At 32.4% G+C, this 21,880-nt stretch carries 22 protein-coding genes and 1 tRNA gene; 6 read left to right on the forward strand and 17 right to left on the reverse strand.

Annotation, left to right across the window (positions count from 1 at the left end; genetic code table 11):
- Nucleotides 1-46: 46 nt before the first annotated feature.
- The 9 genes from ACY2U7_RS00265 to ACY2U7_RS00305 all read right to left on the reverse strand — a co-directional run bounded on the left by ACY2U7_RS00265 (nucleotide 47) and on the right by ACY2U7_RS00305 (nucleotide 7,598).
- Nucleotides 47-982, reverse strand: coding sequence for a ParB/RepB/Spo0J family partition protein (locus tag ACY2U7_RS00265; RefSeq protein WP_461815633.1), 936 nt, complete (start codon nucleotides 980-982; stop codon nucleotides 47-49).
- Nucleotides 939-1,763: a ParA family protein gene (locus ACY2U7_RS00270; RefSeq protein WP_461815634.1), complete on the reverse strand. Its 825-nt coding sequence runs from the start codon at nucleotides 1,761-1,763 to the stop codon at nucleotides 939-941. Before ACY2U7_RS00270 ends, ACY2U7_RS00265 begins: the two co-directional genes overlap by 44 nt.
- Before the next feature lie 575 nt (nucleotides 1,764-2,338).
- Nucleotides 2,339-2,515: a hypothetical protein gene (locus ACY2U7_RS00275; protein WP_461815635.1), complete on the reverse strand. Its 177-nt coding sequence runs from the start codon at nucleotides 2,513-2,515 to the stop codon at nucleotides 2,339-2,341.
- A 365-nt stretch (nucleotides 2,516-2,880) separates the two neighbouring features.
- Nucleotides 2,881-2,957 (reverse strand) — tRNA-Arg (locus ACY2U7_RS00280).
- A 259-nt stretch (nucleotides 2,958-3,216) separates the two neighbouring features.
- A complete protein-coding gene (locus ACY2U7_RS00285; protein ID WP_461812905.1) occupies nucleotides 3,217-4,101 on the reverse strand; it encodes a DUF3881 family protein in 885 nt (294 codons plus the stop codon).
- Between the two features lie 18 nt (nucleotides 4,102-4,119).
- Nucleotides 4,120-5,397: a serine--tRNA ligase gene (serS, locus tag ACY2U7_RS00290; protein ID WP_461812904.1), complete on the reverse strand. Its 1,278-nt coding sequence runs from the start codon at nucleotides 5,395-5,397 to the stop codon at nucleotides 4,120-4,122.
- A 20-nt stretch (nucleotides 5,398-5,417) separates the two neighbouring features.
- Nucleotides 5,418-5,939 carry a DUF4446 family protein gene (locus ACY2U7_RS00295; protein WP_461812903.1) on the reverse strand — a complete coding sequence of 174 codons (522 nt, stop codon included), beginning with the start codon at nucleotides 5,937-5,939 and terminating at the stop codon, nucleotides 5,418-5,420.
- A 1-nt stretch (nucleotide 5,940) separates the two neighbouring features.
- Nucleotides 5,941-6,831, reverse strand: a complete 891-nt coding sequence (locus tag ACY2U7_RS00300) for a ParB/RepB/Spo0J family partition protein (protein WP_461815636.1) — start codon at nucleotides 6,829-6,831, stop codon at nucleotides 5,941-5,943.
- The gene (locus tag ACY2U7_RS00305; protein ID WP_461815637.1) at nucleotides 6,831-7,598 is read right to left on the reverse strand and encodes a ParA family protein; all 768 of its coding nucleotides are present in this window, start codon (nucleotides 7,596-7,598) and stop codon (nucleotides 6,831-6,833) included. Before ACY2U7_RS00305 ends, ACY2U7_RS00300 begins: the two co-directional genes overlap by 1 nt.
- 182 nt (nucleotides 7,599-7,780) lie before the next feature.
- Between ACY2U7_RS00305 and ACY2U7_RS00310 the strand changes: the two genes are divergently transcribed.
- A complete protein-coding gene (locus tag ACY2U7_RS00310; RefSeq protein WP_461815638.1) occupies nucleotides 7,781-8,743 on the forward strand; it encodes an alpha/beta fold hydrolase in 963 nt (320 codons plus the stop codon).
- Between the two features lie 35 nt (nucleotides 8,744-8,778).
- On the opposite strand, the gene rsmG is transcribed toward ACY2U7_RS00310, so the two are convergent.
- Genes rsmG through rpmH form a run of 8 tightly spaced genes read right to left on the reverse strand, consistent with a single transcriptional unit; the run spans nucleotide 8,779 to nucleotide 15,609 of the window.
- Nucleotides 8,779-9,492 carry a 16S rRNA (guanine(527)-N(7))-methyltransferase RsmG gene (gene rsmG / locus ACY2U7_RS00315; RefSeq protein ID WP_461812899.1) on the reverse strand — a complete coding sequence of 238 codons (714 nt, stop codon included), beginning with the start codon at nucleotides 9,490-9,492 and terminating at the stop codon, nucleotides 8,779-8,781.
- Nucleotide 9,493: 1 nt separating this feature from the next.
- Complete coding sequence (mnmG, locus tag ACY2U7_RS00320) at nucleotides 9,494-11,392, reverse strand: tRNA uridine-5-carboxymethylaminomethyl(34) synthesis enzyme MnmG (protein WP_461812898.1); 1,899 nt, start codon at nucleotides 11,390-11,392, stop codon at nucleotides 9,494-9,496.
- On the reverse strand, nucleotides 11,358-12,731 hold the full coding sequence (gene mnmE, locus ACY2U7_RS00325) for a tRNA uridine-5-carboxymethylaminomethyl(34) synthesis GTPase MnmE (RefSeq protein ID WP_461812897.1): 1,374 nt from the start codon (nucleotides 12,729-12,731) through the stop codon (nucleotides 11,358-11,360). Before mnmE ends, mnmG begins: the two co-directional genes overlap by 35 nt.
- A 57-nt stretch (nucleotides 12,732-12,788) precedes the next feature.
- Nucleotides 12,789-13,553, reverse strand: a complete 765-nt coding sequence (gene jag, locus ACY2U7_RS00330) for an RNA-binding cell elongation regulator Jag/EloR (RefSeq protein WP_461812896.1) — start codon at nucleotides 13,551-13,553, stop codon at nucleotides 12,789-12,791.
- Between the two features lie 12 nt (nucleotides 13,554-13,565).
- Complete coding sequence (locus tag ACY2U7_RS00335; protein WP_461812895.1) at nucleotides 13,566-14,828, reverse strand: YidC/Oxa1 family membrane protein insertase; 1,263 nt, start codon at nucleotides 14,826-14,828, stop codon at nucleotides 13,566-13,568.
- Between the two features lie 22 nt (nucleotides 14,829-14,850).
- Entirely contained in the window at nucleotides 14,851-15,045 is a 195-nt protein-coding gene (gene yidD, locus ACY2U7_RS00340) for a membrane protein insertion efficiency factor YidD (RefSeq protein ID WP_459832976.1), read from the reverse strand.
- Nucleotides 15,035-15,427 carry a ribonuclease P protein component gene (rnpA, locus tag ACY2U7_RS00345; protein WP_461812894.1) on the reverse strand — a complete coding sequence of 131 codons (393 nt, stop codon included), beginning with the start codon at nucleotides 15,425-15,427 and terminating at the stop codon, nucleotides 15,035-15,037. The genes yidD and rnpA overlap by 11 nt, the downstream gene beginning before the upstream one ends.
- Nucleotides 15,428-15,474: 47 nt before the next feature.
- Nucleotides 15,475-15,609: a 50S ribosomal protein L34 gene (gene rpmH / locus ACY2U7_RS00350; RefSeq protein ID WP_009461914.1), complete on the reverse strand. Its 135-nt coding sequence runs from the start codon at nucleotides 15,607-15,609 to the stop codon at nucleotides 15,475-15,477.
- Between the two features lie 380 nt (nucleotides 15,610-15,989).
- On the opposite strand from rpmH, the gene dnaA reads away from it, so the two are divergent.
- The 5 genes from dnaA (at nucleotide 15,990) to gyrB (ending at nucleotide 21,875) form a co-directional block, all read left to right on the forward strand.
- Nucleotides 15,990-17,360 (forward strand): chromosomal replication initiator protein DnaA, encoded by a 1,371-nt coding sequence (gene dnaA / locus ACY2U7_RS00355; RefSeq protein WP_461812893.1) that lies wholly within the window; start codon nucleotides 15,990-15,992, stop codon nucleotides 17,358-17,360.
- Nucleotides 17,361-17,544: 184 nt separating this feature from the next.
- Complete coding sequence (gene dnaN / locus ACY2U7_RS00360) at nucleotides 17,545-18,654, forward strand: DNA polymerase III subunit beta (protein ID WP_461812892.1); 1,110 nt, start codon at nucleotides 17,545-17,547, stop codon at nucleotides 18,652-18,654.
- A 2-nt stretch (nucleotides 18,655-18,656) separates the two neighbouring features.
- The gene (locus tag ACY2U7_RS00365) at nucleotides 18,657-18,866 is read left to right on the forward strand and encodes an RNA-binding S4 domain-containing protein (protein ID WP_461810395.1); all 210 of its coding nucleotides are present in this window, start codon (nucleotides 18,657-18,659) and stop codon (nucleotides 18,864-18,866) included.
- Nucleotides 18,863-19,948 carry a DNA replication/repair protein RecF gene (recF, locus tag ACY2U7_RS00370; RefSeq protein WP_461815639.1) on the forward strand — a complete coding sequence of 362 codons (1,086 nt, stop codon included), beginning with the start codon at nucleotides 18,863-18,865 and terminating at the stop codon, nucleotides 19,946-19,948. The genes ACY2U7_RS00365 and recF overlap by 4 nt, the downstream gene beginning before the upstream one ends.
- Nucleotides 19,949-19,958: 10 nt before the next feature.
- Nucleotides 19,959-21,875 (forward strand): DNA topoisomerase (ATP-hydrolyzing) subunit B, encoded by a 1,917-nt coding sequence (gene gyrB / locus ACY2U7_RS00375; RefSeq protein ID WP_461812890.1) that lies wholly within the window; start codon nucleotides 19,959-19,961, stop codon nucleotides 21,873-21,875.
- The last annotated feature ends 5 nt before the right edge of the window (nucleotides 21,876-21,880 follow it).

The following is a 21,880-nucleotide window of genomic DNA, read 5'->3' on the forward strand; positions in this document are numbered from 1 at the left end:
CAGCTAGTATAAGGGGTTAGAGTGTGAGAAAGGGGGAACTTGTTTGTCAACGACTGTCACGATCTGCACGATTTCTCAAAAACTTGTTGTAGTGTTCGAGAGCTTTGCAGACAAATTCCTCAGTTTGGTTTATGGGGATATTCTTTGGAATAAGTTTCCTCACTCTTTCTCCTCTGAGTACGATTTTTTCTTTTTGGTTTCCTTTTTCCTCAGACATAATCGAAGAAATAACTTCTGTTGTCAGTTTTCCATCCTCAAAGAATTTTCGCATTTTGATTGCTTGAGCGTGTGAAGGTGTAGCATCATTCATATCAATTTCTTCCACAATATCACGTTGGCTATCTTCATCAAGATATGATAGCTCAACAGCAGGTCGCATTTTAATTCGTCCGTCATCAACATATTCTAAAAGTTCAGGAACAAGATTTGTAAGACGGATATATCTTCGTATTTGTTCTCTACTTTCACCAACTTCTTCACCTAATTTTTCATTAGTACGATACTTTGACTCCAGTGGTGTCGAAGTTAAATCGGTTCGTTTGCCTTGCTGATTCATTGCTTCTAATCGCATTTTATAAGCAAATGCTTTTTCACTAGGAAGAATCTGCGAACGTTGAAAGTTAGACTCAACCATTAAAATAGTTGCTTCTTCTCTTGTGAGATCGACAACTTCACATCTTAATGTTTCAAATCCAGCAAGTTCACTTGCTCTTTTTCTTCTATGACCTGATACTAACTCATATCTGCCATCTTCTTTTTGTCTAACTGTTGCAGGTGTTATAACACCACGCTCTTTAATACTCTCTATAAGCTGAATCATATCCTCATCATCACGAACTTTAAAAGGATGTTCTGGGAAATCATCAATTTCAGTTATAGGAATATCACGAATCTTAGCGAGCTTTTCTTCATCTCTTTGCTCTTGTGTTGAAAATAAATCATCGAACGTTGGCAGAGTGAAGTCGCTCTTTCTTTTTGTCATCAGCTAACACCTCCTTTGTAAATTCAGTGTAGGCTTTAGACACTGTGCTGTTAGACTCATAAGCATAAATGCTTTTACCTTTGGAAGAAACCTCAGCAGCTTTAATTGCAATAGGTATTGAAGACTTATATATCTTCATATGTGAACCAAAATTTTCTCGCAATGCTTCTACCGTACTTTTTGCAAGGTTCGTTCGGTTATCCACAAGTGTCAAAAGAATACCATCTACTTTTAAATTCGGATTGATATATCTTTTTACTTTGGATACTGTTCTTAAAAGCTGAGTCATACATTTAGCCGGTAGATAATGAGCTTGTACTGGAATGATTACACTATCAGCAGCTGATAATGAATTAAGAGTCATCATACCTAACGATGGAGAACAGTCGATTAATATATAATCGTATTTTTCTTTTACATCATTTAGATATGTCTTTAAAATGACTTCACGATTCATTGCAGTAACAAGTCCAATTTCAAAATCAAATAGTTCATTACTTGATGGCATTAAATCAACGCCTTCCTTATGATGAAGAATACCAGTATAAGGATCTGGTTCATTTCCTTTAACAACATCCATCATCTTATCAGATATTGTATTTTGGAGATTGTCTGCATCATTCCAGCCTAAGCAAGTAGTAAGGTCACCCTGAGGATCGGCATCGACAAGTAAAACTTTCTTGCCTTTCATTGCAAGTCCTATTCCAAGATTAACTGCTGTAGTGGTTTTTCCAACGCCACCTTTTTGATTACATATTGCAATCGTTTTGCAGTCTGGCATATCCGTTGCCTCCTTTCTTATATATTTATAGCCATAGCTTATATGGCTATGTAAACAGCCAATCAAATTGACTGTAATGTTTGTTTTTTCAGTATTTGTCCTAAACACCCCCTGATTGGGAAGTCACTAAGCGATGGTTTGCGAAACCATCTCATAGGAATCTCACCTCTGCCGGGTTCTCCGCCAGCTCCGTAGAGAAGTATCATTATCATTCTGACTGTCATCGCCATATCAAGAGCAACTTGATATTCATATAAGGGATTCTCGCTCAATTCAATTCATATGAGGTCACGGCGTACCTTATATCGTAGCTAAAGTCATCAGAACTAAAGTCTTAGTGAATGAATATTCTATTTTCAAGGAACAAGAGAAAAGGCATAAATCAATATTTTTTAGGATGAGATTTAATACCCCTTCACTTGTTTGGACTGGGAGAGGGTAATCGTACGGGTGTTTTTTGAAAAAAAGTTAAAAAAGTTTTTAAAATAAAAAAATCATCCACTCAAGAAGAGCGAATGATATAAAAAATGGCTGATAGCGAGAATCTATCAACCATTAAAATATAATATTGTTATTTAATATGTAACTCTAACCTTTTTAATTTTTGCTTCTGTCAATTTACACAATGTCTCATCGACAAGGTCTGTGTATTTTACAGATCTGATTAAACTGTTTCTTAGTTCCACTAGAGAACCAATGATTTGATTACGTTCTTCTTCAGTTAAATATAGATGATATTTCTTTTCAAACATTTTAATCACTTCCTTTGTAAATTTAGTATAGGTTTATTCTAGAATAACAGCAATTATGCGATACAAAAAGTACAGAACTAACTCAAAACCTAATACCGTTTTTTAGGGGTAGATATTTTAGCAAAAATTTCTCAAATTAGCAGAGCCGTTAGCAGGAGGGCAAAAATGGTGATTTTCTTGCTAATTTCCGTTAGCAGACCGAATACCTTTCGAGTAATTTGCTTTTGAGTTATTTTAGTGTTAAGTTTTTTAGCCAGCTAATTGCTTGCTAATCGAAAAATCACGTTTTTTATGGCTTTTCCTATAAAATGAGAAAATAAAAAAAGCCGAAAACCCTTTAAATAAAGGCTTTCGGCGTTGTCTTCTGGCCTCCACGAGAAGATTTGAACTTCCGACCCCTCGCTTAGGAGGCGAGTGCTCTATCCAGCTGAGCTACGTGGAGATGTAAAAATATTTAATTGTATTTAACACTAAATTAACAGCAAACCTTCTATTTTTGCCCCTAAGGTGGTAGCTTGAGCTTATTCTTAGGAGGACCCTGTTATATCCATTTAACTAACGAGACAAATACCATTTTCATTTTTTGTTAACCTTATTGTTTCTTAGAAAGTAAGTATTCTATCCAGCATAGCTGGATAGATACACACATCTAACTAAGAAAACTTAATTTGAGAAGAAATCACTAGATTTCTTCTCACTCTTTATATTATATCGAAATTAATGCGACCTTGCAACCATATATTACCTTTAAATCGTCTTCCTATTTGAGGTTCTCCCATAACATCTTTTTTAGGTACACACACATCAAAAACTAGTTCATTGACTTCCAAAGTAAATATATATAATTCTTCATTTGTATATAAATTTTTTGTTTCTTTTATATCCAAAATGATTCCCATAATAGAGTATCTGTCGCATTCTACTCCATATGGCATAAAATAAGTTTCTACAATACTAAATACATCTTCTGTATTTAATCTTTTAGACACCTGCGAATAAATATCAATATCATCTAAAGTCAAGCTTTCTATCGCTTGTTGATCACCACTTTTAGCAGCACTCATCAGCATCATACGATTTCTAGCATCCTCTTGACTTCTTTGCTCTTGTAATTCATTTTTCTGAATAGGAAACAAAATTGTTCCCTCAGTTGCAAGTGCAGATAACGTAACGGAGATAGAATTCTTTTTGATATGTCCTAGTTTTTTTTCTCTTCGATATTCAGTCATGTTCTGCAAATGAAAAATAAGACTTACTCCCACTTTCATTTCCTCACAGACGCCTGCATACATTTCTTTCTCCATACGTTTTTCTAAAATTATATCGGCATAACTTGTAATTCCTGTTCCTTCAAAATAAGGATAGTAATATTCTTTTTCAAATTTTTCCTCTTCATTTATTTCTCCAAAAACAGTAATTCCAATGTTATCCCCAAATTCTTTTGTTCTCTCGGAATAATCCACATTTTCTTTTACAGTAGTCCTCTGTTCTATAAAAAAATCATTCTCTACACTCGATAATATTGCTTTTAATTCTTTTCTTGTCTGTAAATTTGAAAATCCGATTGCTTTTAAAAATTCATGCACCTTATTTCCACCTTTGTATTATCTAATTTCTGTTTTTCCACCCATATATGGTCTTAACGCTTCAGGAATTTTCACACTACCATCTGCCTGTAAATTATTTTCCAAAAACGCAATTAACATTCTAGGTGGTGCAACAACTGTATTGTTCAATGTATGTGCAAAATACTTTCCTTCTTTACCTTTTACACGAATACCAAGTCTTCTCGCTTGTGCATCTCCAAGATTTGAACAACTTCCTACTTCAAAATATTTTTGTTGTCTTGGTGACCACGCTTCTACGTCTACTGATTTCACTTTCAAATCTGCTAAATCACCTGAACAACATTCCAATGTACGAACTGGTATATCAAGAGAACGGAATAAATCCACTGTATTTTTCCACATTTTTTCATACCAATCCATACTTTCTTCTGGTTTACATACGACAATCATTTCCTGTTTTTCAAATTGATGGATTCTATATACACCGCGTTCTTCAATACCATGAGAACCTTTTTCTTTACGGAAACATGGAGAATAACTTGTTAGTGTATATGGTAATTTTTCCTCATCGTTTAATGTATCAATAAATTTTCCAATCATAGAATGTTCACTTGTTCCAATGAGATATAAATCTTCTCCTTCAATTTTATACATCATAGAATCCATTTCAGCAAAACTCATTACACCGGTAACAACATTACTACGAATCATATATGGTGGGATACAATAAGTAAATCCTCTATCAATCATAAAATCACGAGCGTATGATATAACTGCTGAATGTAGTCTTGCAATATCACCCATTAAATAATAAAATCCTTGTCCTGCAACTTTTCCAGCTGCTTCTATATCAATTCCATTAAATTTATCCATAATTTCTGTATGATATGGAACTTCAAAATCTGGCACTACTGGTTCTCCAAATTTCTCTAATTCTACATTTTCACTATCATCTTTTCCAATCGGAACAGATGGATCAATAATGTTTGGAATTGTCATCATAATCGTTTTAATTTTCTCTTCCACTTCTTTTTCTTCTACTGACAATTCTTCCATTCGCCCTGCATTTTCTGCTACTTGTCTTTTATATTCTTCTGCTTCGTCTTTTTTCCCTTGAGCCATGCAAGCCCCAATTTTCTTTGAAATTTGATTTTTATTAGCTCTTAACGCTTCTACTTCCTGTTTAATTTCTCTATTTCTTTTATCTAATTCTATTACTTCATCTACTAAAGGTAATTTTGCATCCTGAAATTTATTTCTAATATTCTGCTTCACTACATCTGGATTACTTCTTAAAAATTTAATATCTAACATAACTTTTCTCCTTATTTCCTTTAAATATCCAAGCCATATGTTTCTTTATATATAGCTCTTTCTAATGATTCTGCCTCTTCTTCAGCAAGTTCTATATAGCTTTCCCCTTTTACAATTTCTTTTATATAAAGATAACAACCTTCTCTGCTATGCATAGCATTGATAATATATCCATTGTCATCTCCATCTAGCAATGTAAGAGCAAAGCTTAATTTTCCTCCCATTTCATTAAAGGCATCATATTTTACAATCCCTACTTTTTGATAAGCCCCAGCCATTTTTTGACTCATCTCTTTCACTTCTTGTCGCGTTCTTTTTGTCAAAGTGGAAAGTGCATCAATTTCTTTAAATTTTGATAAAATACTTTTTTCCAATGTTTTCCCATCTTTTCCACGCATGAATGAATTGTAATTTGCTTTCAAACGATTGTATTTCATATTAACACCAATCACAATCACAAACAATAGTATAATTAGCATAAACATGACAACTAAAATGTAAAACGGGTCAATTCCAATACTCTGTAATATTTTACTATTCATTTTACGCATCTCCTTTATTTATACTCATCATTAAATCATATATGCGTTCAAACTCTTCTTCTGAATAGTATTCAATTTCTATTTTTCCTTTACCATTTGGTTTTGGGTTGATATTAACTTTTGTTCCCATAAGAGATTTTAAATTTTCTTCACTAGCTTTATAAATAAACTCATTCTCTATTACTTTTTTAACTTTTTCTTTTTTGGGTTTCTTTAATTCTTTAATCAATTTTTCTGTTTCACGCACACTTAACTTCTCATCAAAAATCCTATTTGCAAGAAGATATTGTTGTTCCTCGTTTTCTATTGCTAATAAAGCCCTAGCATGTCCTGTAGAAATCATATCATCGATAATCATTTGTTGTACTTTTTGATTTAACTTTAAAAGGCGTAGAGAGTTTGTCACTGCCGTCCTACTCTTAGAAACCTTTTCTGCAACTTCATCTTGTTTTAACGAGAATTCTTCTAAAAGTCGTTTATATGCCATTGCTTCTTCTATTGGATTCAAATTTTCTCTTTGAATATTTTCAATCAGTGCAATTTCTACCATTTCCTGATCTGTATATTTTCTTACAACTACTGGGACCTCTTTAATTCCTGCAAGTTTTGCTGCTCTCCAGCGTCGTTCCCCTGCAATTATTTCGTAGAAATCTTCTTTCTTTTGTACAAGCAATGGTTGTAAAACACCAAACTGTTTAATAGAATCCGCTAATTCTAACAAAGAATCTTCTTCAAACATTCTTCTTGGCTGTGAACGGTTGGGTTCTATCAATGTTAGTTTTACCATTTGTTCTCCCGTTTTTTCGGATTTTTCTTTTTTAGTTTTTAATTCTTTTTTTTCAGGAATCAAACTATCTAGTCCTTTTCCTAGACCACCACGTTTTGTCGGCATTATTCTTCTCCTTTATTAATTACCTCTTCTGCTAACAACATATAACTTTCTGCACCTGTCGATTTCGGATCATACAAATTAATTGGCATTCCATGACTCGGTGCTTCTGCTAAACGTATGTTTCTCGGAATAATGGTTTTATAAATTGCTTGATTTAAATTTTCTTTTACATTTTCTACTACTTGAAGGGATAAATTAGTTCTTGCATCATACATGGTAAATACAACACCTTCCATTTCTAATCTTGGATTCAAGCGTTCTTTAACCAAATCTATCGTATGTATTAATTGACTTAACCCTTCTAAAGCATAATATTCACACTGAATTGGGACCAATACTGTATCTGCTGTCGTCATTGCATTGATTGTTAGCATACTTAGTGAAGGAGGACAATCAATAATAATAAAATCATATTCTTCTTTCACTTTTTCAACTGCATCTCTTATAATATATTCTTTATTATCCACTCCTATCAATTCAATTTCAGCTGCTGACAAATCAATATTTGTCGGTAAAACATCTAAATTTTCTAAAGTCTCTTTACAAATAACCTTTCCAATATCAATTTCTCCGAGAATCAAATCATATACCGTATATTCTACATTTTCTTTGTCTATGCCTAACCCGCTAGTCATATTTCCCTGTGGATCCATGTCTATCGCCAAAACTTTTTTTCCTAAAGCACTCAAACAAGCGGACAAATTAATAGATGTAGTTGTTTTCCCAACTCCACCCTTTTGATTCGCGATCGCTATTATTCTTCCCATTTGTATAGTCCCCTTTCTATCACTTTCCAATTATAGCACCTTTTTATTTTTAAATCTACAATGTTTCACGTGAAACATTATTATTTTTATGATTTTAAAAGAAAATGTTTCACGTGAAACATTTTCTTTCCTTGTCTTTTATTATGTAGTATAATAAAAACAAAAATATAAGGGGTGATTTTATGAATTGGAAAAAAAGAATAATGAATTGTGCTTTATTTATAGGTATAACTACTTTTGTAATGTTCGTTATTAATAAACTAATCTATTTCATTTCTACAGTCGAAAATGTTTTAGACCGTATTAAAGGAAATTATTACGAATGGCGTTTTGGTAAAATATTTTATACAAAGTATGGTTCTGGAAAACCACTTCTTCTTATTCACGATATAACTCCAATGAGTTCTGGATATGAATGGAATCAGACAATTAAGGAATTATCCAAAACATATACTGTTTATACTATAGATTTACTTGGTTGTGGTCGTTCAGAAAAACCTAATATTACTTATACAAATTATTTATACGTCCAACTAATTACCGATTTCATTAAACATGTAATTGGGAAAAAGACAGATGTTGTTGCAAGTGGATTGTCGTCTTCCTTTGTTTTAATGGCTTGTCATATGGATAATACTATTATCAATAAAGTTGTTATGGTTTCTCCACATTCTTTTGCTTCACTAAATAAATCACCTAATAAAAATAGTAAAGCATTAAGAATACTTTTAAACACACATATCATTGGTACTCTAGTTTATAATATTATTTTTACAAAGAAAAATATTGTTTCTACATTAAAAAATGACTACTATTACAATAATGCACAAGTTACAGAAGAACTTATTCAAAACTATTATGAAGCTGCTCACACTTGTAATTCCTCATCAAAATATGTCTTTACAAGTGTTATAGGACGTTATCTAAATGCAAATGTAACTAGTGTTTTACATTCTTTGGAAAACAGTATTTTTATTATTTTAGGCGATAAGCATATTGAAAAATATAATTGTATTGGGAACCAATATCAAGAACAACTTCCTTCTATAGAAGTGGTTTATATCGAAAAATCTTTACTTGCTCCTCATATGGAACAATCTGATTTATTTACTGAACAGTTGCAAATATTACTAGAAACCGAATAAATTCATATAACGCAATTTTAAAAAGAGCCACTTTCTTATGAAAGTGGCTCTTTTGCTGGTAATCCAGCCTTCCTTGGATATTTTTTATTTGTATTCTGCACCTTTTCTATTTTCACAAAAGAACGTCCTATATCTGTTCCAGGTAATTGAAATTTCACAACTTCTGAAAGTTGTCCTCCCAAAATATGAATTGCTTTTTTAGATGCTGTGACTTCATCATCAATTTCTTCTGATTTATATGGAATGAACATTCCACCTACATTGACATATGGTAAGCAATATTCAGATAGTGTAGACAAATTTGCTACTGCACGTGAAACACATAAATCAAATTTTTCTCTGTATTCTTTCTGTTTCGCATAATCTTCTGCTCTTCCGTGAATTGTTCTGATCCCTGTCAATCCAAGTTGTTCAATTACTTCATTTAAAAACTTCACTCTTTTATTTAACGAATCTAAAAGAACAATTTCCAAATGTGGAAATGCTATTTTTAGTGGAATTCCTGGAAATCCTGCTCCTGTCCCTACATCTATTACAGTCTTTATCTTTTCTAAGTCCAATACTTTTACTAAAGATAAACTATCTACAAAATGTTTCTCATTCACTTCTTCATACTCTGTAATTCCTGTTAAATTCATAAAAGAATTCCACTCTACAAGTATTTCATAGAATTGATAAAACTGCTTTTTTTGCTTATCATCTAATACTATATCTAAATGTGCCAATTTTTCTTCAAATAGTTTACTCATCTTATCTTCTCCACTGTTCCATATATACAAGAAGAACCGAAATATCAGCTGGTGAAACACCTGAAATTCTAGATGCTTGTCCTATAGAAATCGGTTTATATTTTTTTAATTTTTGTACCGCTTCAATTCTAAGACTCTTTACATCATCATAATCAATATCATCTGGAATTCTCTTTGTTTCCAACTTTTTGAATTGTTCTACTTGCTTCATTTGACGAGTTATATATCCCTCGTATTTAATATAAATATTTACCTGTTCGATAACCTCATCACTTAACACTTCTCTCTTCTCATCAATTGGTGCAAGTGCCTCATAATTTAATTCTGGTCTCCGAATTAATTCTGCCAAAGTTATCCCCGAATTAAGAGGTGTACTTCCATACTTTTCCAAAAGTTCTTGTACTTTAGGATTTGCTCCAACATTTGTATGCTTAATTCGTTCTACCTCTCGAAGAATCTGCTCTTCTTTTAATTTCAAATGCTCATATCGCTCATCTGAAATCAATCCAACTTTATGTCCAATTTTTGTTAATCTTTGATCCGCATTATCTTGTCTCAATAACAGACGGTATTCTGCACGAGAAGTCATCATACGATATGGCTCATGACTTTCTTTTGTTACTAAATCATCAATCAAAACACCAATATATCCTTCTGAACGATCAATAACAATCTGCTCTTTTCCAAGAAGTTTTAATGCTGCATTTATTCCTGCAATCAACCCTTGTGCTGCTGCCTCTTCGTATCCTGAACTTCCATTAAATTGTCCACCGCTATACAGTCCCTCAATTTTCTTAAATTCCAATGTGGGATATAACTGTCTTGCATCTATGCAGTCATATTCAATAGCATAAGCATTTCGCATAATTCTAGCATTTTCCAATCCAGGAACACTTCTATACATTTCATATTGTACATCCTCTGGTAAAGAACTTGACATTCCACCTATATACATTTCATTTGTATCTAAGCCTTCCGGTTCTATAAATACTTGATGTCTGTCTTTGTCCGCAAATTTAACAACTTTGTCCTCTATAGACGGACAATATCTAGGACCTGTTCCTTCAATCATCCCTGAAAATAGTGGTGAACGATCTAAGTTTTCTCGAATAATATGATGTGTTTTTTCATTTGTATATGTCAACCAACAAGAAGCTTGTTCAATCTGGACATCTTCTGGATTTGTCGTAAACGAAAAAGGAACAACTTTTTCATCTCCAAACTGCTCTTCCATTTTACTAAAATCAATGGAATTTTTATCAATTCTTGCAGGTGTTCCCGTTTTAAATCTATACATTTCTATTCCAAGATTCTTAAGACAATCTGTTAAATAATTAGCTGCTTGTAACCCATCTGGACCAGTTTCGTTGCTAATTTCTCCATAAATGCATCTAGATTTTAAATATGTTCCCGTACATAATACAACAGCTTTGCAGTGATAAATAGCTCCTGAGTATGTCTGAACACCAATCACCTTTCCATCTTCAACTAAAATATCTGTTACTTCTGCCTGTTTTAACTCCAAATTTTCTTGGTTTTCTAATACACATCGCATTGTTTTGCTATACTGTGCCTTATCGGCTTGCGCTCTAAGTGAATGTACTGCCGGTCCTTTTGATTTATTTAACATTTTTGACTGAATGAAAGTTTTATCAATTACTTTCCCCATTTCCCCACCTAAAGCATCAATTTCTCTTACCAAATGTCCTTTTGATGTTCCACCTATATTAGGGTTACATGGCATAAGAGCAACACTATTTATACTTACCGTAAACATGATGGTTTTTAAACCCAATCTTGCTGCTGCAAGCCCTGCCTCACAACCAGCATGGCCTGCTCCAATAACAATAACATCATACTTATCTTTATTTTCCCATACAGAATTTGCTGAATATTTCATTTACTAAATCTTCTCCTATCGTCTCACCTGTAATACTTCCCAAAGATTCATATGCATCCAACAAATCAATGGTATAAAAATCTTCAGGCATTCCATTTTCTATACTAATAACTACCTTTTTTAGACTTTCCGAGGCATCTTGGAGTGCCGTCTTGTGTCTTATATTTGTAATATATACTTCATCATTGAAGGAAATATCGCCATGGAAAAACATTTCTTTAAGGGTTTCTTCTAACTCTTTTATCCCTTGTTCTTCTTTTGCTGAAATAACAATTATTGGTTTATCCAATTTTTTTTCTAGTTCTATTTTTGTTACAACCATTTCCAAATCCGACTTGTTTAGAAGAACAATAGCTTTTTTATCCTGTATCATCGTAATGATTTCTTCATCATTTGCATCGAGTGGTCGAGATGCATCTGCTACGTAAATAATTAAATCAGCCTCATTCATTTGCGTTTTAGCTTTATCCACTCCAATTTTTTCTACCACGTCTTTTGTTTCACGAATTCCAGCAGTATCCATAATATTAAGACTTATCCCTTGCAATTGAATATTTTCTTCTAACACATCCCTTGTTGTTCCTTCTATATCTGTAACAATAGCACGCTCTTCTCCAACAAGAACATTTAACAATGAGGATTTTCCAGCATTCGGTTTTCCAACAATAACGGTTTTTATCCCTTCTTTAATTATTCTACCATTATCTGTACTTATCAGCAACCTATCTATATCCTTTAGTAATTTATCCACAATTTCTTTTAGTTTTCCCCCATAACCATCTACACTAATATGCTCAGGATCATCTAACGCTGTTTCTATAAATGCAGTATGATATAAAATCTCTTCCCTTATCTCTTTTATTTTCTTTTGTACTGAGCCTTTTAGCTGGCTTACAGAACTCTTTAAAGCATACTCGTTTTTGGAATCAATAATATCAATAACTGCTTCTGCCTGTGATAAATCAATTTTCCCATTTAAAAATGCTCTTTTTGTAAATTCTCCTGGTTCAGCTGGTCTTGCACCATATTTAATAACTGTTTCCATAATTTTCTTCATCACATAAATTCCACCATGACAATCTATTTCTACAGTATCTTCTCCAGTATAACTGTGGGGTGCTTTCATTAACATAACTAATACTTCATCAATCGTTTCTTCCCCATCAACAATATATCCATAATGTATTGTATAATTTTTTTCTTCAATAAAATTTTTTTCTTTTTTTCCTCTGAATATCTTCTGAATAATCTCAATTGATTCATTTCCACTTATTCTAACAATACCAATTCCTGCACTAGACATTGCTGTTGCTATCGCTGCAATTGTATCTTTTTTCATCAAATCTTCCTTTCAAAAAAGGCAGCCTCTTTATAAAAGATGCTGCCTTTATTCTTACTATTTTCTTGCTAATGTTATAACTACTCTTCTATATGGTTCTTCACCTTCGCTATGTGTAGATACATATTTATCATTTTGCAATGCTGAATGAATTACTCTTCTTTCATATGGATTCATCGGTTCAAGAGAAATTTGCTTTTTAGTTCTCTTAACTTTATATGCAATATTTTTTGCAAGATTTTCCAATGTTTCTTTTCTTCTTTGACGATAATTTTCTGTATCTAATTTCACACGAACATATTCTTCCTGTGACTTATTTGCAACACGATTTGTTAAATACTGAAGTGAATCTAAAGTTTGTCCCCTTTTTCCAATTAGGATTCCCATATTTTCACCTTTCATTTCGATATTTAACGCACCTTCTTCGTCAATATGAGAAACAATTTCAACTTCCATACCCATTGTTTTCAATACATCTTTCAAAAATGTTTCACAAGCTAGTATCGTTTTATCTTCTACTTTTCCAAGCTTATGTTCTTTTTGTTCTTTTGCAGGATGTTCTTCAACAACTTTTTCTTCGATAGTAAGTTCTTTTTCTTTTTCAATCTCTTGTTTGATTTCTTCCTTTATTTCTTCTACTTCAGGTGTTTCAACCTTTTTCCATGCTTTAATAACTGCTTGTTTACTCCCTATTCCAAGAAATCCGGTACTTCCTTTTTCAATAATGTCGTATTCAACCTGATCGCTTGTAGCACCTAACTGAATAAGAGCCTCTGTAATCGCATCGTCCAATGTTTTTGCCGATACTGTAATTTCATTCATAATGAAACCCCCTTAGTTATTTTCATTAAATCTTTTTACCATATTTGCTTTTGATGCAAGACTTCCTTCTTTAGCATTTCTATTTGCTTCTGCTGCTTTTTTCAAACGTTCTTCTTTTTCTGCTTCTGTCATCTTATTCACATTTGGTTCTTTGATATTTCTTACATTTCTTTGAGCCATTTCATTAATATTCTTAGCAGACGTTCCTTTTTTCTCACGTTTTTTCTTAGCTTTTTCTACATTCTTAGCAATCAAATCATCTACGGATGTTTTTTCTAAATGCTTATTAATAATCAACTGCTGTACACATCGGACAACTGCACTGGCAATCCAATACAGACCTAAACCAGCTTGGAATGTAAAACACATAAATACAGATAACATCGGCATCATAACATTCATCATCTTCATCTGACTTGCCATTGGATTATCTGCTGTCTGTGTTGCTGATGCAGTTGCTGTCAACTTAATACTTAACCATTGTGTAAGACCAGATAAAACTGGAATAATTAATGCTACAATAATTAATACTAATGCTCCTGTCTTAACTCCATCCATAAACATTGTTTTTGGTGTTTCTGCAAGGTTAATTCCAAGAAAACTATTTAAATGTTTTACGTTCTGTTGTGTACTTTCTATAACTGGCTTTAAATTATGAAATTTATCTGCCAATGTATCCCAAGTACTATCTTGGAATTTATATAGTACATCAATAATTGTATTTGTCTTTGTATAATCAAACTGTTTCGGATCAATTAAAATAGGAGAAGCTTTTCCAATGCCTTCCATAATTTTTTGATAACCGTCTGTTGCCATAATTCCTTTTACAAGAGGTGCATATGCATCTCTAATTCCACCTACATATGCTGGAATATGTTGAATTACTTGCCACAATCCAAGTAAAATTGGAAATTGAATTAAAAGTGAACCACATCCACCTGTTGGTGATGTTCCATATTTATCATAGACCAACTGCGTTTCTTCCTGCATTTTCATCATAGATGTTTGGTCTCTTTTTCCTCTATATTTTTTCTGAATTGCCTGAAGTTCAGGATTCATCGCCGCAGACATTTTTGAAAACTTCTGCTGCTTAATTGTTAACGGTATTAATAATGTATAAATAATGATTGTGAATATAATAATACAGATACCGATATTTTCAATACCGAATAAACTGCTCATTACATTAAAAATACCGTCCATTAATTTTCCGAGCAACAATGCTATCTGTCCAATAATTGGCGTAGTTGCTTGTGTCAATAATGTACCAGTCATATTTTTTCCTCCTACATTCACTTTAAGGTACGGGGTCATATCCCCCTTTTGAAAATGGATTACAACGCATAATTCTCCATATCGTAAGAAGGCTTCCCTTAAAAGCACCATACTTCTCAATTGCTTCCAATCCGTATTCTGAACAGGTTGGTATATAAATACAGTGTGTTCTTACTTTTAATCCGGATAAATATTTTCTATAAAACTTAATTAGCATTATAAGCAGTCTCTTCACTTATTCCATCTCCAGTTTTCTTTTCCATCAGATTATATATATGATGAAGTTTTGCCAAGTGGACTAGGGCACTCTCCATTTCTCTATATGATTTATCTTTTGCTGACGCCCTTACAATCACAACTATATCATATCCACATTGCATATTACTTTCTTGTAGTCGATAACTTTCTCTAATCAATCGAGTTAGTCTGTGTCTTACTACACTATTCCCTACTTTTTTACTTACCGAAATTCCTATTCTATTTTTATTTAAATTATTTGATTTCTTATACATAACCAAATATTTATTCGCGTATGATTTACCGCGTCTGTATACAATTTGAAAATCTCTATTTTTCTTTAAAGATTCGGAAAATTTCATCTTTCATCTCCCAATTTTTATAGAAGAAAAGGCCACATATATGCGGCCTACGCTGATAATTTCTTTCTTCCTTTTGCTCTTCTAGCAGCTAAAACTTTTCTTCCACCTGCTGTACTCATTCTTGCTCTGAATCCATGAACTTTCGCTCTAGATCTCTTTTTTGGTTGGAATGTCATTTTCATTGATATCCACCTCCTTAAACTCAAACCTATACTATATATATAAGTATATTATTTTTTAAAGACATCACTTTTGATTATAGATATAAAACCGTTTTTCGTCAAGCAAAACCTACAATTTTATACTATTTTTTTCATTTCTCCACATTATCCACATTGTGTGGATAACTTGTGGATATCTCGGGGATAGATTGTTAATTTTATGTGTATTTCATATTTTTCCTCAACAGTTTTCCCCTATTTTACTGGGTTTTTCCATGTTTATAAAGTTATCCACATGATTTTTCATTGCCTAAAAATCAATTTTGATGTAGAATATACTGTATTATAGTATAGGTATAGTAGGTGTACTATGCACAAATGCAAGATTAGGAGTCGTTAATATGAATATCGTCAAGGAAAAGTGGAGTGAAATTACTGAAAAATTAAGAATTGAATATGGACTTTCAAATGTGTCTTTTAATACGTGGATTAAACCGTTAAAAGTACATGAAATCAAGGATAATACCGTTTTTCTTCTTTGTGAACTAAAAGCAAGTATCGACCACATTAAACATAAATACGAACTTCCTTTACGTGTTTGTATCGCCGAAGTAACAGATGAGGAATATAATGTAGCTTTTATTTGTGAAGACGATATAAAAAAAACCGAAACAAAAGAAGAAAACCAAAAAATTAAAACTATTATCGAACAAGCTAACCTAAATCACAAATATACTTTTGATACTTTTGTCGTAGGTAACAACAACCAATTTGCTCATGCAGCTTCTTTGGCAGTTGCCGAATCTCCAGGTGAAGTATATAATCCTCTCTTCTTATATGGGGGTGTAGGATTGGGGAAAACCCATCTTATGCATTCAATTGCACATTTTATATTGGAAGAAGATCCGACAAAAAAAGTATTATATGTTACAAGTGAAACATTTACAAATGAACTAATTGAAGCAATCAAAAGTGGCCGTACTGGCAATGAATCTACCATGACTTCATTCAGAGAAAAGTACCGAAATATTGATGTGCTTTTAATTGATGACGTTCAATTTATTATAGGAAAAGAAAGTACACAGGAAGAATTTTTCCATACTTTTAATCACCTTCATGTATCAGGAAAACAAATTATTCTTTCTAGTGATAAGCCACCAAAAGACTTTGAAACACTAGAAGCACGTCTTCGTACCCGCTTTGAATGGGGACTTATTGCAGATATTTCTTCACCAGATTATGAAACAAGAATGGCTATTCTTCAGAAGAAAATAGAATTAGATAATTTAGATGTTTACCATATTCCTGATGATGTTGTGGAATACATTGCAAATAATGTAAAATCAAATATTCGTGAATTGGAAGGATCTCTTAACAAATTAATTGCACTTTATAAACTGAATTATAATTCTTCCAAGGAGATTGATATTCCTTTAGCTGCAGAAGCTTTAAAAGATATTATTTCTCCTAATGAAAACCGAACAATTACTATTGATTTAATTATAGATGTTGTTGCAGAACACTTTAATGTATCGGTTGCTGACTTAAAAAGTGGTAAACGTAATTCAGAAATCGTTATGCCAAGGCAAATTGCAATGTATCTTTGCCGAACAATGATAGACACACCTTTAAAATCTATCGGGATTATTCTTGGTGGTCGAGATCACTCGACTATTAACCATGGTGTGGATAAAATTAAGGCAGAGTTGAAAACTAATGACACACTTAACAATACAATTGACATAATTAAGAAAAAGTTAAACCCAGTTTAAAAGTTATCCTTAAAGGTTACACACATTATAAAGCAGATATGAACATACTTATCCAACCTTAGAATGCTTTTATTCACGGGTTTGAGGGGAGTTATCCACATATCCCCAGCCCCTACGGCTAATAAGGCGGATATCTTTTATATTATTTACTCTCTATGGGGATTGTGAAAGGAGTTAACAACATATGAAAATTATTTGTACAAAATCAAATTTAGTAAAAGGTGTAAGCATTGTTTCTAAGGCAGTACCTTCAAAAACAACAATGCCTATACTTGAATGTATTTTGATAGATGCAACAACAGACATTATTAAGTTAACAGCTAATGATATGGAACTTGGTATTGAAACAAGTATTGAAGGAAATATTATTGAAAAAGGTTTGATTGCTCTTGATGCAAAAATCTTTTCTGAAATTGTTAGAAAATTACCTGATAATGAAGTTATTATTGAAACACAACCAAATCTTCAGACATTGATTACTTGTGAAAAAGCAAAATTTAATATTGCTGGGAAATCAGGAGAAGAATTTTCGTATTTACCATATATTGAAAAAGAAGAACCAATGGAATTATCACAGTTTACATTAAAAGAAATCATTAGACAGACAATCTTTACTATTTCTGATCATGATAGTAATAAATTGATGACAGGAGAATTGTTTGAAATAAATGAAAATATTCTGAAAGTGGTCGCGCTGGACGGACACCGTATTTCTATCAGAAAAGTAGAATTAATGAATAATTATACATCTAAAAAAGTGATTGTTCCTGGAAAGACCTTAATTGAAGTTAGTAAAATTCTTTCAGGTGAAGTAGATAGTAAAGTAAATATCTATTTTACAGAAAATCATATTGTATTTGAATTTGATAGAACAGTTGTTGTATCTCGCTTGATTGAAGGAGAGTACTTTAAAATTGATCAAATGCTTTCAAGCGATTATGAGACTAAAATTAGGGTAAATAAAAAAGAATTGTTGAGTTGTATTGATCGAGCTATGCTTCTTGTTAAAGAAGGAGATAAGAAACCAATTATTATCAATATTGGTGATGATGCAATGGAACTGAAAATTCAATCACAACTTGGATCAATGAACGAAGATATCTTGATTAGCAAAGAAGGAAAAGACTTGTTAATTGGTTTTAATCCTAAATTTTTGATGGATGCTCTTCGTGTTATTGAGGATGAAGAAATCAATATTTATTTAACAAATGCGAAAGCACCTTGTTTTATAAGAGATGAAAAAGAAAGTTATATTTACCTAATTTTACCGGTAAATTTTAATGCGGTGGTGTAGAAATGGAAAAAATAAAATTAAGAGATGAATTTATTAAATTAGGACAGGCGTTAAAGGCAGCTGGATTAGTTGAATCTGGTGTAGAAGCAAAAGAAGTTATTCAGGACGGATTCGTTCAAGTAAACGGTGAAGTTGATACAAGAAGAGGTAGAAAACTCTATGACGGAGATGTTGTCTTTTTTGATGGAGAAGAAATTCAGATAGAAAAATGATTATTAAATCTTTAAAACTTAAAAATTTTAGAAATTATGATTTGTTAAATCTCGATTTTGATGATGCGACAAATATTCTTTATGGTGATAATGCGCAAGGTAAGACAAATATTTTAGAGGCGATTTATTTATCTGGAACAACCAAATCACACAGAGGAACAAAAGATAGAGATCTGATAAGATTTGGTCAAGAAGAGTCACATATCGAGACAATTATTGAAAAAAGGGGAATCGAATTTAAAATCGATCTTCATTTAAAGAAAAATAGCCCCAAAGGAATAGCTATAAATAAAATTCCAATTCGAAAAGCGAGTGAATTATTTGGGGTTGTTCATCTTGTGTTTTTTTCGCCAGAAGATTTAAATATTATTAAAAATGGCCCATCAGAAAGAAGAAGATTTATTGATTTAGAACTTTCTCAGTTAGATAAAGTATACTTGAATGATTTAGCAAACTATAATCGTGTCATTAATCAAAGAAATAAGCTTCTTAAAGATATTTGCAGTCGAGAGGATTTAATTAATACTCTTGATGTTTGGGATATACAGATGGCACATTATGGAAATAAAGTCATGCATAGACGAGAAAAATTTATTGAACAAATAAATGGAATAATTGAAGAAGTTCATGGAAAATTAACCGGTGGCAAAGAAAAATTAAATTTGTTTTATGAGAAAAGTATAGGGGATGCGGATTTTTCTGAGATAATTCAGAAAAACAGAGAAAGAGATATTCGAATGAAAAGTACTTCTGTTGGTCCGCATAGAGATGATATATGTTTTAAGACAGGGGACTTGGATATTAGAAAATTTGGTTCACAAGGTCAACAGCGAACAGCTGCATTGTCTTTAAAACTTTCAGAAATAGAATTGGTAAAACTATTGATACAAGATACACCTATTTTGTTGTTGGATGATGTATTATCAGAGTTAGATAAAAATAGACAAAATTATTTATTAGACAGTATAAAAAACATACAGACAATTGTTACATGTACAGGAGTAGATGAGTTTGTTAATAGACGTTTTTTGATAAATAAAGTATTTTATGTTAATAGCGGACAAGTAAAGAAAGAAAATTAGGAGGATTTATATGAGTACAGAATATGGTGCAGATCAGATTCAAATACTGGAAGGATTGGAAGCGGTAAGAAAAAGACCGGGAATGTACATTGGAAGTACATCTTTAAGAGGACTTCACCATCTGGTGTACGAAATTGTAGACAATGCAGTTGATGAGGCACTTGCAGGGTATTGTGATACAATTTATGTATCGATTAATAAAGATAATTCCATTACAGTTATTGATAATGGGCGTGGAATCCCTGTTGGAATTAATCATAAGGCTGGGCTTCCAGCAGTTGAAGTTGTTTTTACAGTCCTTCATGCAGGCGGTAAGTTCGGTGGTGGAGGATACAAAGTATCCGGTGGATTACATGGTGTTGGTGCATCAGTTGTAAATGCACTTTCAGAGTGGCTTGAAGTAGAAATTTATAAAGACGGCAATATATATAAACAGCGTTATGAAAGAGGCCATGTAATGCATAAATTAGAAATTACAGGGACTTGTGAAATGGAAAAAACTGGAACAAAAGTAACATTTTTGCCAGATAAAGAAATTTTTGAAGAAACAATTTTTGATTATGATACATTAAAACAACGTTTTAGAGAAATGGCATTTTTAACAAAAAATCTAAAAATTGTTTGTGCAGATGAACGTCCAGAAGAACGTATAGAGAAAACATTTCACTACGAAGGTGGAATAAAGGAATTTGTAACATATTTGAATAAAAGCAAAACCCCATTATATGAACAAATTATTTATTGCGAAGGTGAAAAAGAAGGTGTAGTTGTAGAAGTAGCTATGCAACATAATGATTCTTATAGCGATAATACATATGGTTTTGTAAATAACATTACAACTCCAGAAGGTGGAACTCATGTTGTAGGTTTTAGAAATGCTCTTACAAAAACATTTAATGACTATGCAAGAAAGAATAAATTATTAAAGGACAATGAACCTAATTTATCTGGAGAGGATATAAGAGAAGGACTAACAGCAATAGTCAGTGTAAAAATAGGAGATCCACAATTTGAAGGTCAAACAAAGCAAAAGTTAGGTAATAGTGAAGCAAGAGGTGCTGTAGATAACATTGTTAGTACGCAATTACAAATATTTTTAGAACAAAATCCAAATGTTGCTAAAATGACAGTAGAAAAATCTGTTATGGCACAACGTGCAAGGGAAGCAGCAAGAAAAGCTAGAGATTTAACTCGAAGAAAATCTGCTTTAGAAACAATGTCACTTCCAGGAAAACTTGCAGATTGTTCAGATAAAGATCCGTCAAACTGCGAAATTTATATTGTCGAAGGAGATTCAGCGGGAGGTTCTGCAAAAACAGCAAGAGATAGAGCAACACAAGCAATCTTGCCGTTGCGTGGAAAAATTTTAAATGTAGAAAAAGCAAGATTAGATAAAATTTATGCTAATGCAGAAATTAAAGCAATGATTACTGCTTTTGGTACAGGAATTCAAGATGATTTTGATATATCTAAGTTGCGATATCATAAAATTATTATTATGACTGATGCCGATGTAGATGGTGCTCATATTAGTACATTATTATTGACGTTCTTATATCGGTTTATGCCAGATTTAATCAGAGAAGGATATGTATATCTTGCACAACCACCTCTTTATAAACTTGAAAAAAATAAAAAGGTATGGTATGCATACAGTGATGAAGAATTGAATAAAATTCTCACAGAAGTAGGAAGAGATGGAAATAATAAAATTCAAAGATATAAAGGTCTTGGAGAAATGGATGCGGAACAGTTGTGGGAGACAACAATGTCACCAGAGCATAGAGTATTGCTTCGTGTCACAATGGACGAGGAAACATCTTCAGAACTTGATTTAACATTTACAACTCTGATGGGAGATAAAGTAGAGCCTAGAAGAGAGTTTATTGAGGAAAATGCAAAATATGTCCAGAATTTAGATGTCTAGGATAG

This window comes from Faecalimonas sp., assembly GCA_029264305.1.
In the GTDB taxonomy this organism is placed as follows: Bacteria; Bacillota; Clostridia; order Lachnospirales; family Lachnospiraceae; genus Faecalimonas.

What these genes read in the sequence shown, in the direction of transcription:
- ACY2U7_RS00265 (WP_461815633.1), bottom strand. Translation starts at nt 982, where the DNA reads ATGACAAAAAGAAAGAGCGACTTCACTCTGCCAACGTTCGATGATTTA.
- ACY2U7_RS00270 (WP_461815634.1), bottom strand. Translation starts at nt 1,763, where the DNA reads ATGCCAGACTGCAAAACGATTGCAATATGTAATCAAAAAGGTGGCGTT.
- ACY2U7_RS00275 (WP_461815635.1), bottom strand. Translation starts at nt 2,515, where the DNA reads ATGTTTGAAAAGAAATATCATCTATATTTAACTGAAGAAGAACGTAAT.
- serS (WP_461812904.1), bottom strand. Translation starts at nt 5,397, where the DNA reads ATGTTAGATATTAAATTTTTAAGAAGTAATCCAGATGTAGTGAAGCAG.
- ACY2U7_RS00295 (WP_461812903.1), bottom strand. Translation starts at nt 5,939, where the DNA reads ATGAATAGTAAAATATTACAGAGTATTGGAATTGACCCGTTTTACATT.
- ACY2U7_RS00300 (WP_461815636.1), bottom strand. Translation starts at nt 6,831, where the DNA reads ATGCCGACAAAACGTGGTGGTCTAGGAAAAGGACTAGATAGTTTGATT.
- ACY2U7_RS00305 (WP_461815637.1), bottom strand. Translation starts at nt 7,598, where the DNA reads ATGGGAAGAATAATAGCGATCGCGAATCAAAAGGGTGGAGTTGGGAAA.
- ACY2U7_RS00310 (WP_461815638.1), top strand. Translation starts at nt 7,781, where the DNA reads ATGAATTGGAAAAAAAGAATAATGAATTGTGCTTTATTTATAGGTATA.
- rsmG (WP_461812899.1), bottom strand. Translation starts at nt 9,492, where the DNA reads ATGAGTAAACTATTTGAAGAAAAATTGGCACATTTAGATATAGTATTA.
- mnmG (WP_461812898.1), bottom strand. Translation starts at nt 11,392, where the DNA reads ATGAAATATTCAGCAAATTCTGTATGGGAAAATAAAGATAAGTATGAT.
- mnmE (WP_461812897.1), bottom strand. Translation starts at nt 12,731, where the DNA reads ATGAAAAAAGATACAATTGCAGCGATAGCAACAGCAATGTCTAGTGCA.
- jag (WP_461812896.1), bottom strand. Translation starts at nt 13,553, where the DNA reads ATGAATGAAATTACAGTATCGGCAAAAACATTGGACGATGCGATTACA.
- ACY2U7_RS00335 (WP_461812895.1), bottom strand. Translation starts at nt 14,828, where the DNA reads ATGACTGGTACATTATTGACACAAGCAACTACGCCAATTATTGGACAG.
- yidD (WP_459832976.1), bottom strand. Translation starts at nt 15,045, where the DNA reads ATGCTAATTAAGTTTTATAGAAAATATTTATCCGGATTAAAAGTAAGA.
- rnpA (WP_461812894.1), bottom strand. Translation starts at nt 15,427, where the DNA reads ATGAAATTTTCCGAATCTTTAAAGAAAAATAGAGATTTTCAAATTGTA.
- rpmH (WP_009461914.1), bottom strand. Translation starts at nt 15,609, where the DNA reads ATGAAAATGACATTCCAACCAAAAAAGAGATCTAGAGCGAAAGTTCAT.
- dnaA (WP_461812893.1), top strand. Translation starts at nt 15,990, where the DNA reads ATGAATATCGTCAAGGAAAAGTGGAGTGAAATTACTGAAAAATTAAGA.
- dnaN (WP_461812892.1), top strand. Translation starts at nt 17,545, where the DNA reads ATGAAAATTATTTGTACAAAATCAAATTTAGTAAAAGGTGTAAGCATT.
- ACY2U7_RS00365 (WP_461810395.1), top strand. Translation starts at nt 18,657, where the DNA reads ATGGAAAAAATAAAATTAAGAGATGAATTTATTAAATTAGGACAGGCG.
- recF (WP_461815639.1), top strand. Translation starts at nt 18,863, where the DNA reads ATGATTATTAAATCTTTAAAACTTAAAAATTTTAGAAATTATGATTTG.
- gyrB (WP_461812890.1), top strand. Translation starts at nt 19,959, where the DNA reads ATGAGTACAGAATATGGTGCAGATCAGATTCAAATACTGGAAGGATTG.